Below are 236 nucleotides of genomic sequence, written 5' to 3'. Positions count from 1 at the left end.
AGAGACCTGGCAGCTCACGTCTGTCACCGACCCCTACGGCGCCGCCACAGAAGTCGCCTACGACGACGGCCGGGTCGTCTTCACCGCCCCGGCCCGTTCCGGCGACGGCCACCGGCTGACGGCCGTCCTCGAACTGCAGGACGGGCTGGTCCGCAAGGCCACGGCCGGGGACGGGGCGGTGACGGGGCTGGAGTACGGGCGGCCGCTGGCCGGACACGGCCCCGTCATCACCCGCG

General features: G+C 74.6%; 1 protein-coding gene. It reads left to right on the top strand.

From position 1 onward, the window contains the following. A partial coding sequence (locus IF89_RS40330) for a hypothetical protein (protein WP_043195213.1) occupies positions 1–236 on the top strand: 236 nt, incomplete at both ends.

Source organism: Streptomyces sp. NRRL F-2664, from assembly GCF_000719345.1.
In the GTDB taxonomy this organism is placed as follows: Bacteria; Actinomycetota; Actinomycetes; order Streptomycetales; family Streptomycetaceae; genus Streptomyces.
Note: the sequence above shows the minus strand (reverse complement) of the source record. Positions and strands in the feature narration are given on the sequence as shown.